The organism is Micromonospora xinjiangensis, assembly GCF_056150165.1.
The window spans coordinates 42018-53187 of record NZ_JAXCFO010000002.1; the positions used below are offsets into that span (position 1 = coordinate 42018).

The window sequence follows — 11170 nt, forward strand, 5'->3', positions numbered from 1 at the left end:
GAGGCGATCGCACGAGGCCAGTTAGCCGAAGAAGGTAAGAGTTTGAACGACGTCCTCTCACTCCTGCTGTCTGCGGGCCTTGCTGTGTCCGCAATGCTCCTCACTGCCTATGTCGTGAGTAAGCTGGCAAAGGCTCGAAACGCAGGGCGGGCCATTGCAACAGTGCTACTGGCGGTGGCTGCGTTGCTCGGCGCTCTGCCAGCACTCATCGAATCGGTGCAACGATGATCGATGACCGGTTCGCTGACTCTATGCTAGTGGGCGCCCAAGAGATCTGGCCAAAGAACTCCAGCGGTCGAGAGCGGATTCCCTATCACCCGCCAACGTCGCGTGCATATTTTCTCGACGGCCTCAGCGCGTCTCGCTCAGAGGTCAGCCACTACGCCCTAGAGTGGGGACACTTGTGGCGGCGGGCAACAGCCGATTTCATCCGCTTTTATGGCCCTTCACAGGTGCTCTTTAAGGAGGATGACAATGCGCAGGCGGTGTGGCTCGTCATGTCCGGAGTTGTGCGACTGGTCGGTCGTACCGGGCAACTCCTTGGCGTTCTTCGCCGAGGTGAGGCTTTGACGGATGCTCTGAGTGGCTCAGATTATCCATGCATAGCCATCGCGACAACACCAACCCAGGTTGTCGCCTTTCCGGTTGAGGATTTTCGCCGCTTGCTCCGTCTTAATCCTGCATGGTCGCGGAGAGTTGTTGCGGAGCAGGCGCAGCGAAGCCGGCTGGAGAGGATCGAACAGGGCCGCTTCCAAGGCGGCTCTAAGGAGCGGCTCATACGCACCCTCGTTACACTGCTGCCGGCCGAGCCCATGGAATCACCCTCGCTTTCACTAACTAATCTCGATCTGGCTAAGTTGATTTCTGCATCGAGTTCCAGTGTCGACGCCGTTCTTGCCGGACTGCGGGCGCGCAAGATGATGCGATCAATATATGCCGGCGTTGTCATCACCGACCCTCCCGCACTGATTCTGTCTGATGCCGTTGCCACTCAGATGTATATGGCGAGGAGTCCTGACCAGCAGCCGTATCGTCTAGGAACCTAATCAAGCCAGTGCTCAGGCGCGCACCCTAGGTCCAGGCGAGTTGGGTGGTGGTTGGAGCGGTGCCGCCAGTTGTGAGGAGGGCGGTCTCAGTTGTGGTCTCGTTCGTGTAGATGCAAGGACGTTCTGTGGAGGCCGGTTCATGCACCATCCCTGTTCGCGAGCGCCTGTGATGGCCGGTGAACAGTAGGTCGCAGACCTCGAAAGCGTGTGAGGGTTTACGCCCTCCGCGGGTTCAAATCCCGCCGCCACCGCTCTCTTGGTGCGAAAACGCCCGGCGGTCCGTGAGGACCGACCGGGCGTTTCGTTCATGGCCGGTCGGCCCGCGCGGGTTCGCTCCCCCGGCGGGTCGCACGCCCCCTACCGGGTCTCCGGCTGTGGCAGCATCCCTGGCCGTGCGCCTACCCCGGGTCCTGCTGCTGGTGTACGTCGTGTCGGGCGCCCTCGCCGTGCTGGCCGGCGCGGTCGGCGAGACGCCGATGGCCCTCCGGTCCGGCCTGGTCGCGATGGCGGCGCTCCTCGGCTACGTGTTGGCGGCCGGTCGGGCGGCTCCGCGCGTACGGCTGGCGTCGGCCGCCGGTCTCGGGCTGCTGGCGCTCGCCGGCGTCCTGGAGCTGTGGATCTCTGGGGGCGCCTCGACGACGCTCCGCTGACCGGGGCGCTCGCCGCCGCCTGGCCGGGCGCTGCCGGCCGCCCTCGTCGCGGTGTCGTGCTCGTTCGGGGTCGCGAGGTGCCCGGCAGCAGCCCGGTCGCTGCGGCGGCGTCAGCAGGGGCCGATCCCCTCCTCGAAGAGCTGCCGCGCCCAGTCGGCGTAGCCGGCGATGACCTTCCGCACCTGCTGTCCATCGTGGAGGAACAGGTAGCCCCGGTCGCCGTGGCGGGCGAGCAGCCCGTCGAGGCGGTACGTCCCGGCCGGCGCGTCCAACTCGCTCACGGACGGGTAGCGGGACCAGACCTCGGTCACCGGGGTGCCGGCGGCGATGCCCTCGGGCGTACGCATCGGTTCGCCCGCCCAGAGCAGCACCAGCCGGTCGTCGATGAAGACCGGTGTGGCCATCTCGTGCCCGGCCAGCGTCGGGCCGCAGCCCGCCAGATCCGTCCGGAGTATGCCGCGCCGGGTCAGTTCGTCCTCTGTCTCGCCGAACTCGATGTTGCGCAGGCCGTTCAGGTCGACCACCTCGACGGCGCCGACGGGCACCGTCGCCTGTGGAACGTCCGCGAAGTCGGTCGGGGCGCTGCCGGAGACGACGGCAGCCGTCAGCAAGCCCGCGATAAAGGCAAATTGTCGCAATTTCATGGATTCCCCCCGGCCTCCTAACGGCTCAGGCGGATCCAGGTTGCTGCCAACCGCCGGATTGCTCTTCCCACTCCTCGGCCAGGTCGTCCCAGTAGTCGGGGCTCAGCCGCCGCCGCCCGTGCGCGAGCCAGCCGGTCGTGTCCCGCTCCAGGTGCAACCCCAGCTCGGCGAACGGGTCGATCCACGCACCCGGCTCGACACCCAGCTCGACGAGGGCCGCGTTGATCGGCCACTGCTGCCGGGGCCGGTCGAAGACGCTGTCGACGTGCGGGCCCCAGGTGAGCCGGCCGCCGAACCAGACCGCCGCCGACTGGTACCCGAGGCCGCCGCTGAACTCCGCCTCCAGGTACGCCATCGGCATCCGCCGCGACCAGTCGGCGAACGTCGCCGACAGGGCCGGGGAGAGCACCAGGCGGAAGGGGTGGACCGGGTCGCGCTCCTCGGTCGAGAAGTCCGGCAGCGCGCCGGTCAACTCCTCGACGAGCTGCGGGGTGACCGGCAACAGCGCGAAGTCCTGCCGCAGCTCGCCGAGGACGGCGTGATCCAGGTCGGCGGTGTGCTCGCGGAGCAGATCGGCGTCCGCCACGAGCGCGCTGAGCTGGTAACTCACCCGTCCACCTCGGGATCCACAGCCTGTGGATAGAACATGTGTACGACGGCCGGGCGCGCTGCTTCGCCGGTCAGTGACGCGCGGGGAGGCCCGCGACGAACGCGCGCCAGGCCGCCGCGGGGAAGACCAGCGCCGGCCCGTCGGGGTCCTTCGAGTCCCGCACGCCGACGACGCCGGGCAGATTGTCGGCGACCTCGACGCAGTCGCCGCCGTTGCCGCTGCTCCGGCTGCTCTTGCGCCACCGCGCGCCGTTCAGCTCCATGTCTCCGCCACTTCCCTGATGAGGTCGAGGGACTGCCAGTGGGAGAGCGCCTCGCCGCGCACGTTCTCCCACGCCGTCAGTATTGCCGCGATGTCCTGGCGGTCGCTAACCACTTGACCCTGGAGTTGGTTGTCGAGGTAGCCGGCCAACCGGTGATCGGGGCTGGTGGCCAGCACGAACGGCCCGTTCAGACCGGCATAGGCGCCGACCGAGGACGGCACCACGTGCACCCGGACGTGCGGCTCGGCGCAGGCGGCCACGAGGGCGTATAGCTGCTCGCGCATGGTGGCCCGCCCGCCGACCGGGCGGCGCAGCACACCCTCGTCCACCACGGCGGTGAACTGCGGCGGGTCGTCCCGCCGGAGGATGCCCTGCCGGTTGAGCCGCGCGGTGAGCAGCCGCTCCACGTCACCGCGCGGGATCAGCCCCGCGCCGCTGAGCACCGCCCGGGCGTACGCCTCGGTCTGCAACAGCCCCGGCAGCACAACGGATTGGTAGGACCGCAGTGACACCGCCTCGCGCTCGATCTCCTGCCACGGCCGGAACCAGATTGGGTCACGACGTCTCGACGTGTCCGGCCATATGTCCGCGACGTCCCGGCCCAGTGCCTCGGCCGCCGCCAGCCGATGCCGGGGATGCGGGATGCGTCCCTCGGTCAGCCAGCGGCCGACCGTCTTCGGGTCCACGCCGACGGATTCGGCGAGCGATTCGATCGTGTGCCCGGTGTCGCTCAGCGCCACCCGGAGCGCATCGTTCACGGCCTCTCCCCATCGGACGTATCGAATATCCGGGCACCATATCGCTACGCCCTGTATCTGTCTGACCACCCACGGGAAGGTGGCGTCATCGACCATCCAGAAGGGAGGCACGACGTGCGACAGGAAGATCTCGGGGCGGCGGCGTCGCCGTCGACGGCGCGTACCGGTGGCGAACCGCCCCCGGGTGGTGCGGACGGGCGGCCACTGGACCGCCTGACCGTCGGCATGGCTATCCGGGTGCCCGCGGAGACGTACCGCACCGGTGAGGCACCGCTGACCCTGCTCATCACCGAGGTGGGCGGCGTCGGCACGTACCGGGGCGTCGAGTGGACCGAGGTGCGCGGCCACGAGGTGTACGCGGACGGCACCCTGCGCGTCCGGCGGTGCCACGCCCTCGTCCGGGTCGACCAGGCCCGGCCCGTCGAGCTGCGGCCGCTGTGACCGGGCGGGGGACGGAACCGGCGTCGCCCGGTCGGCCCCCCGGCGCCCGCCGGTGCCGGGAGCACCTGCCGACCCGCCCCACCTGGCGCTGCGCCGCCTGCGGCATCGCCTGGCCCTGCTCGGCGGCGAAGCTGCGCCTGCTCGGCGAGTACCGGCACGACCGCGTCGCGCTGACCGTCTACCTGGCGATGCTCCAGGCCGAGGCCGCCGAGCAGCTCGCCGCCCTCGATCCGGGCGTGCCTCCGGCGGACCTGACCGACCGCTTCGTCGCCTGGGCCCGGCCGCGCGGCTGACCGCCGCCCGGCACCCGGTCGTCCGGGTCGGAAGAGGTGGGCGGGACGCGAGTGACGGCGGAGCCGGTGCGAAACGACTCAGGGCCGGCCCGATCGGACCGACCCTGAGTCGTTCACTGCTCGCGGAGAGCGGAGGATACGAGATTCGAACTCGTGAGGGGGGTTACCCCAACACGCTTTCCAAGCGTGCGCCCTAGGCCTCTAGGCGAATCCTCCGCGGAACAGGATACAGGTCCCCGCCGGATCGCCCACCCCACCACCCCCGGAAGATCGACAGGGGGTCGGGTACGCTTGACACGCCCCCCGTGCGGCGTGCATCTCGTGAACCTCCCCAGGGCCGGAAGGCAGCAAGGATAAGCGGGCTCTGACGGGTGCACGGGGGGCCCTTCTGTCTGGACCCGGGCACCAGATCGCCGCCGTGGCGGTGTACCGGGCGCCGCGACCCCGCCGGACCCCGGCGTGGAGTCGATCGAGCGCCCCGCGTCGCCGCTCGCCGGGCGGACGGGGTCGACCGAGCGCCCCGCGCCGCCCGCGGGCCGCAGCGGGGGTCGACCGAGCGCCTCGCGCGCCCCCCGGCGGCGGGGTGGGTGGTCACCCGGGGCGGACCGGCGCAGAATGGCTCGGTCGAGAGGAGGCGGGACGAGTGGCACTGGCGCTCTACCGCAAGTACCGGCCCCGTACGTTCGCCGAGGTCATCGGGCAGGAACACGTCACCGAGCCGCTGTCGCAGGCGCTGCGCAGCGGGCGGCTCAACCATGCCTACCTCTTCTCCGGCCCCCGCGGCTGCGGCAAGACCTCCAGCGCCCGGATCCTGGCCCGGTCGCTCAACTGTGAGCAGGGCCCCACCCCGGAGCCGTGCGGGCAGTGCGAGTCCTGCCGCTCGCTCGCCACCGACGGCGCCGGCTCGATCGACGTCATCGAGATCGACGCGGCCAGCCACGGCGGTGTCGACGACGCCCGCGAGCTGCGGGAGAAGGCGGTCTTCGCGCCGGCCCGCAGCCGCTTCAAGATCTACGTCATCGACGAGGCGCACATGGTCTCGTCGGCCGGCTTCAACGCCCTGCTGAAGCTGGTCGAGGAGCCGCCGGACTACGTCAAGTTCATCTTCGCCACGACCGAGCCGGAGAAGGTCCTCGGCACGATCAAGTCGCGGACGCACCACTACCCGTTCCGGCTGATCCCGCCGAAGGTGCTCCGGCCGTACCTGGAGCAGCTCTGCGAGGCCGAGGGCGTCGCCGTGGAGCCGGCGGTCTTCCCGCTGGTGGTGCGGGCGGGCGGCGGCAGCGCCCGGGACACGCTCTCCGTGCTCGACCAGCTCATCGCGGGCGCCGGCCCGGAGGGCGTCACCTACGCCCGCGCCGCCGCGCTGCTCGGCGTCACCGACTCCGCGCTGATCGACGAGATGTGCGACGCGCTCGCCGCCGGGGACGGCGCGGCCGCGTACGCCACCGTCGACCGGGTGGCCGAGGCCGGGCACGACCCGCGCCGGTTCGCCTCCGACCTGCTGGAACGGCTGCGCGACCTGATCGTGCTCCAGCAGGTGCCGGACGCCGCCGCGAAGGGGCTCATCGACGGCCCGGCCGACCAGATCGAGCGGATGACCGCGCAGGCACAGCGCCTCGGCCCGGGCACCCTCTCCCGCTGCGCCGACATCGTGCACGACGGGCTGGTGGAGATGCGCGGCACCACGGCGCCGCGCCTGCTGCTGGAGCTGATCTGCGCCCGGATGCTGCTCCCCGGCGCCGACGACAGCACCGGCGGCCTGCTCCAGCGCCTGGAGCGCATGGAGCGCCGGCTCACCCTGGCCGGCGCCGACGCGCCGTCGGCCGCCGCCGGCTCCGCGCCGGTCGCCCCGGCTCCGGCCGTACGCCCGACGCCCACCGCCCCGCCCGCGGCTGGCGCCGCGGCACCGGCCGGGACCGCCACGGCGGCTGCCGCCACCCCGGCCCCGGCGCCCGCGGCGGCACCCGCTCCCGCCGGCGGCGTGACTCCTCCGCAGTCTCCGGCGTCGTCCGGTTCCGCCTCCTCCGACGGCGCGACTCCTCCGCAGTCCCCGACGACGTCCGGCCCCACCGAGCCCGCTCTCTCCGGTGAGGCGGCGCCCGCCCGGCGGGCCGTGCCGCCCTCGGCCGTGATGCCCGACCCTGCGACGCCCGAGCCGCCCCGGCCCGGCGCCGAGGCGCCCGGTGCCCTGGACGCGGTCGCGGTACGCCGCGTCTGGCCGGACGTGGTCGGCAAGGTCAACCGGACCAACAAGCGGATCGCCGCGCTGATGCGCGACGCCGTGGTGCGGGAACTCGACGGCGACACGCTGGTGCTCACCGTGAAGTCCGGTGTGCTGGCCCGGATGATGTCCGACCACGCCGCGGTGCTCACCGACGCGCTCTACGAGGAACTGGGCGGCCGCTGGCAGATCCGCTGCGAGGTGGCGGGCGAGCGGGGCGGCGTCTCGCTCTCCGGGCCGCCCCGGTCCGCCGGCCCCAACCGGCCCGCGGCGGCGCCCGCCGCCTCGGCGTCGACGGGTGCGCGCGGCCCGGCCGGCCGGGCGGGTGGAGCCGAGGGCAGCGGTGCGGGCGCCCCGCCCGCCAACGACGAGGAGGACTGGCCAGAGCCGGCCCGCCCCGGCGGCGCCGCCACCGGCGGGAACGGCGGCGGCGCGGGCTCCGGCGGGAACGGCGGCGGCGGGGGCGACGACTGGCCCGAGCCGGCCCGCCCGGGCGGTGACTCGGCGGGTTCCGGCGCTCCGTACGCCGGCCCCGTCTCCACGTCCGCCGGCCCGGGTGCCGTCCCGACGTCCGGTGTCGCGGCGACAGGGTCCGGTGCCGCCCTCCCGACGTCCGACGCCGGCCCGACATCCGGTGCCGCGCCGACGGCCTCCGGCGGGGCGTCCACTCTGGCGGGCCGGGCCGCACGCCCGGGTGCCCCGGCAGGCGGCCCCGCCGGGCGTCCGGGTGCTTCGGCGGGCGGTTCGGCGACGCCTCGGCAGCCGGCCGGCGCGAGTGGCAATGGCACGGCGGTGAGCAGCGCGATCGCGGCGGCTCGGGCGGCCGCGGCGGGACGCGGTCCGCGTACCGCCCAGCCGGCCCGCCCGACCGCGGACAGCGACTGGGCGGGTGAACCGCCCTACGACCCGGAGTACGACGGGCCGGTCCGGCCCGGCGGCGGGCGACCGGCGGCGACCCCGGTCTACGAGGGGTTCGACCCGGGCGACGAGCCCCTGGACGACGTGATCGACGAGAAGACCGCGCGCGAGTCGAGCGAGGAGCAGGCGGTACGGCTGCTCCGCGAGGCCCTGGGCGCCGAGAAGATCGACGAAGTGGACGCCCGCTAACCCCGCCCCGTCGCCGTCGATCATGCAGTTGTGGTGCCAGAGTACGTCCGGTTATGCGCCCTTGTGCACCGCCACAGCTGCGTGATCGGCGCGGGGTTGCGGCGCGGGGCGGGGTGTGGGGTGGGTTTCGGGGTGGCGGAAGTGCCGGGCGGGGTGAGGTCGGTCGGAGCGGATAGGCTTTGCGGCGGCCGATCGGACGAGTGCGAGAAGGAGCCATCGTGCGCCCAGGTGGACAGCCGAACATGCAGCAGATGCTGAAGCAGGCGCAGAAGATGCAGCAGCAGCTCGCCAAGGCGCAGGCCGAGTTGGCCGAGGCGGAGCTGACCGGCACCGCCGGCGGTGGCCTGGTCACCGCGACCGTCTCCGGCGCCGGGGAGCTCAAGTCCATCAAGATCGACCCGAAGGCGGTCGACCCGGAGGACGTGGAGACCCTGGAGGACCTGGTCGTCGCGGCCGTGCACAACGCCGCGGAGGCCGCGCGGGAGCTGACCGAGCAGAAGATGGGCCCGCTCGCGGGCGGCATGGGCGGCCTCGGCCTGCCCGGTTTCTGAGACCCAGATGTACGAAGGCGCAATCCAGGACCTGATCGACGAGCTGGGCCGGCTGCCGGGCGTCGGCCCGAAGAGCGCCCAGCGGATCGCCTTCCACGTCCTGTCCGCGGACCCGGCCGACGTCAACCGGTTGGCCGGCGCGCTGCGCAAGGTCAAGGAGCTGGTGCGGTTCTGCACCAGCTGCTACAACGTCGCCGAGTCCGAGCAGTGCCGGATCTGCCGCGACCCGCGCCGCACCGACGAGGTGATCTGCGTGGTCGAGGAGCCGAAGGACGTGGTGGCGATCGAGCGGACGGGCGAGTTCCGCGGCCGCTATCACGTGCTCGGCGGGGCGATCAATCCGCTGGAGGGCATCGGGCCCGACAATCTGCGCATCCGCGAGCTGATGAGCCGGCTCGGCGGCGGTGCGGTGCGGGAGCTGATCCTCGCCACCGACCCGAACACCGAGGGCGAGGCGACGGCGACGTACCTGGCGCTGATGGTCAAGCCGATGGGGATCGCGGTGACCCGGCTCGCCAGCGGTCTGCCGGTCGGCGGCGACCTGGAGTACGCCGACGAGATCACCCTGGGTCGCGCCTTCGAGGGGCGCAGGGCCGTCTGACCCGTCGGTCAGTGTGGGGGGCGGAAAGCCCGCCACCGGTTACCAACCCGCCCATCGGCGGATTCCTCTATGTGTCGCCTTCGGTGCGCGGCGAGCCATCCGGTGTCAGAAGGTGTCGGCTTGATAGCGATTGCCTAACAGCAGTTCCTCTTCTCTGTGACCTGACATAGCCTCCCGCTCACGGACCGAGCCACGACTCCGCGTGGTCAGTCGCATGACAGAGGTGAGAGATGCAGGCGAGAAGGCTCAGAACGGCCGTCGCGATCGCGGCCGTCACCGCCTTGGCGGTAGGCGCCGCCGGGTGTGCGGAGAGCGAGCGTGACGGCGACAGCGGCGAGGCCAAGACCGGCGGCACCTTCATCTTCGCGGGTGCCGGTGACCCGAAGAACTTCGACCCGATCTTCAACGACGACGGTGAGTCGTTCCGGCCGATCCGGCAGATGTTCGACACCCTGGTCACCCACAAGCCCGGCACCGCCGACCTGACCGGCGGCCTCGCCGAGAGCTGGGAGCACGACCCCTCCGGCAAGGTGTGGACGTTCAAGCTCCGCCAGGGCGTGAAGTTCCACGACGGCACGCCGATGAACGCGGCCGCGGTCTGCTACAACTTCGACCGCTGGTACAACATGAAGGGTGCCGCGGCCCAGGCGAACATGATCTACTACATGGACACCTTCGGCGGGTTCGCGAAGAACGAGGCCGAGGGCGCCGGCGAGTCGATCTACGACAAGTGCGAGGCGAAGGACGACAACACCGCGGTCCTCTCGCTGAAGAAGTACAAGGGCGCCTTCCCCGGCGCCTTCGCGCTCACCTCGCTCTCGATCGCGAGCCCCGAGGCGCTCAAGAAGTACGACGCCGACACGGTCACGCAGAACGGCGACTCGTTCGCGTACAGCGCGTTCGCCAACGAGCACCCGGTGGGCACCGGTCCGTTCATCTTCGGCGGCTGGGACAAGGCCAAGGGTGAGATCACCCTGAACCGGAACCCCGACTACTGGGGCGACAAGGCCAAGGTCGACAAGCTGATCATCAAGATCATCAAGGACGAGAACACCCGCAAGCAGGAGCTGCGGGCGGGCACCGTCCACGGCATCGACTTCCCGGCCCCGGCCGACCGCAAGGCCCTCGCCGACGAGGGCTTCCAGGTCCTCGACCGCCCGGCCTTCAACATCCTCTACCTGGGCATCAACCAGAAGAACCCGAAGCTGAAGGACCTGCGGGTGCGCCAGGCGATCGCCTACGCGCTGAACCGCCAGCAGCTCGTGCAGACCAAGGGCCCGGGCGGCGCGAAGGTCGCCGACGAGTTCCTGCCGGACACCGTGCTCGGCTACGCCCCGGACGTGCAGAAGTACGAGTACAACCCGGACAAGGCCAAGCAGCTGCTCAAGGACGCCGGCGCCGAGAACCTGACGCTGAACTTCTACTACCCGCCGGACGTCACCCGGCCGTACATGCCGAACCCGCAGGAGATCTTCACGATCCTGGCCAACGACCTCCAGGCCGTGGGCATCAAGGTCAACGGCGTGCCGCGTCCGTGGAACGGTGGCTTCAAGGACGACGTGCAGACGTTCGGCAAGCACGACCTGCACATCCTCGGCTGGACCGGCGACTACAACGACCCGGGCAACTTCGTCGGGACGTTCTTCGGCCGGGGCAAGGCCGAGTTCGGCGACCAGGCGATGACCGAGATGTTCGACGCCATCACCAAGGCCGACGCCACCGTCGACGAGGCGGGCAAGAAGGCGGCGTGGGAGCAGGTCAACCGTGACATCGCCAGCAAGTGGCTGCCGGCGGTGCCGGTGTGGCACGCCCCGCCGGCCATCGTCGTCACGAAGGACGTCGAGGGGCTGCAGGCCAGCCCGCTGACCGACGAGCGGTTCAACACCGTCAGCGTCAAGCAGTGACGCCGATCGGCTGACGCCGTAGGCGGAATCGGCCCGGGTTGGGGATTCTCCCCGCCCGGGCCGATTCCGCGACCATCGA

General features: G+C 71.2%; 12 protein-coding genes, 1 tRNA gene and 1 other RNA gene. 9 read left to right on the plus strand and 5 right to left on the minus strand.

Features of this window, described 5'->3' with window-relative positions:
- The first annotated feature begins 224 nt into the window (after positions 1–224).
- Together SM573_RS06970 and SM573_RS06975 are read left to right on the plus strand one after the other, a co-directional pair.
- Entirely contained in the window at positions 225–1046 is an 822-nt protein-coding gene (locus SM573_RS06970) for a Crp/Fnr family transcriptional regulator (protein WP_474615754.1), read from the plus strand.
- Positions 1047–1438: 392 nt separating this feature from the next.
- A complete protein-coding gene (locus SM573_RS06975) occupies positions 1439–1696 on the plus strand; it encodes a hypothetical protein (RefSeq protein ID WP_474615755.1) in 258 nt (85 codons plus the stop codon).
- Between the two features lie 110 nt (positions 1697–1806).
- On the opposite strand, the gene SM573_RS06980 is transcribed toward SM573_RS06975, so the two are convergent.
- The 4 genes from SM573_RS06980 to SM573_RS06995 all read right to left on the minus strand — a co-directional run bounded on the left by SM573_RS06980 (position 1807) and on the right by SM573_RS06995 (position 3970).
- Entirely contained in the window at positions 1807–2304 is a 498-nt protein-coding gene (locus SM573_RS06980) for a hypothetical protein (protein WP_474616040.1), read from the minus strand.
- Between the two features lie 61 nt (positions 2305–2365).
- A complete protein-coding gene (locus tag SM573_RS06985) occupies positions 2366–2950 on the minus strand; it encodes a hypothetical protein (protein WP_474615756.1) in 585 nt (194 codons plus the stop codon).
- Positions 2951–3020: 70 nt separating this feature from the next.
- Complete coding sequence (locus tag SM573_RS06990) at positions 3021–3212, minus strand: DUF397 domain-containing protein (RefSeq protein WP_474615757.1); 192 nt, start codon at positions 3210–3212, stop codon at positions 3021–3023.
- Positions 3203–3970 (minus strand): helix-turn-helix domain-containing protein, encoded by a 768-nt coding sequence (locus tag SM573_RS06995; protein ID WP_474615758.1) that lies wholly within the window; start codon positions 3968–3970, stop codon positions 3203–3205. Before SM573_RS06995 ends, SM573_RS06990 begins: the two co-directional genes overlap by 10 nt.
- A 114-nt stretch (positions 3971–4084) precedes the next feature.
- Here SM573_RS06995 and SM573_RS07000 point away from each other — a divergent pair, with 114 nt between their 5' ends.
- Together SM573_RS07000 and SM573_RS07005 are read left to right on the plus strand one after the other, a co-directional pair.
- On the plus strand, positions 4085–4411 hold the full coding sequence (locus SM573_RS07000) for a hypothetical protein (RefSeq protein ID WP_474611444.1): 327 nt from the start codon (positions 4085–4087) through the stop codon (positions 4409–4411).
- Positions 4408–4704, plus strand: coding sequence for a flavin reductase (locus SM573_RS07005; RefSeq protein ID WP_474611443.1), 297 nt, complete (start codon positions 4408–4410; stop codon positions 4702–4704). The genes SM573_RS07000 and SM573_RS07005 overlap by 4 nt, the downstream gene beginning before the upstream one ends.
- 130 nt (positions 4705–4834) lie before the next feature.
- Here the strand turns inward: SM573_RS07005 and SM573_RS07010 are convergent.
- Positions 4835–4920 (minus strand) — tRNA-Ser (locus tag SM573_RS07010).
- Between the two features lie 79 nt (positions 4921–4999).
- Here SM573_RS07010 and ffs point away from each other — a divergent pair.
- The 5 genes from ffs to SM573_RS07035 all read left to right on the plus strand — a co-directional run bounded on the left by ffs (position 5000) and on the right by SM573_RS07035 (position 11091).
- Positions 5000–5094: signal recognition particle sRNA small type (gene ffs / locus SM573_RS07015), an RNA gene on the plus strand.
- A gap of 253 nt (positions 5095–5347) precedes the next feature.
- Entirely contained in the window at positions 5348–8035 is a 2688-nt protein-coding gene (locus SM573_RS07020) for a DNA polymerase III subunit gamma and tau (protein WP_474615759.1), read from the plus strand.
- Positions 8036–8277: 242 nt separating this feature from the next.
- Positions 8278–8586: a YbaB/EbfC family nucleoid-associated protein gene (locus tag SM573_RS07025; RefSeq protein WP_474611510.1), complete on the plus strand. Its 309-nt coding sequence runs from the start codon at positions 8278–8280 to the stop codon at positions 8584–8586.
- Between the two features lie 7 nt (positions 8587–8593).
- The gene (gene recR, locus SM573_RS07030) at positions 8594–9187 is read left to right on the plus strand and encodes a recombination mediator RecR (RefSeq protein ID WP_474611441.1); all 594 of its coding nucleotides are present in this window, start codon (positions 8594–8596) and stop codon (positions 9185–9187) included.
- 230 nt (positions 9188–9417) lie between these two features.
- Positions 9418–11091, plus strand: coding sequence for an ABC transporter substrate-binding protein (locus SM573_RS07035; protein ID WP_474615760.1), 1674 nt, complete (start codon positions 9418–9420; stop codon positions 11089–11091).
- Positions 11092–11170 lie beyond the last annotated feature (79 nt).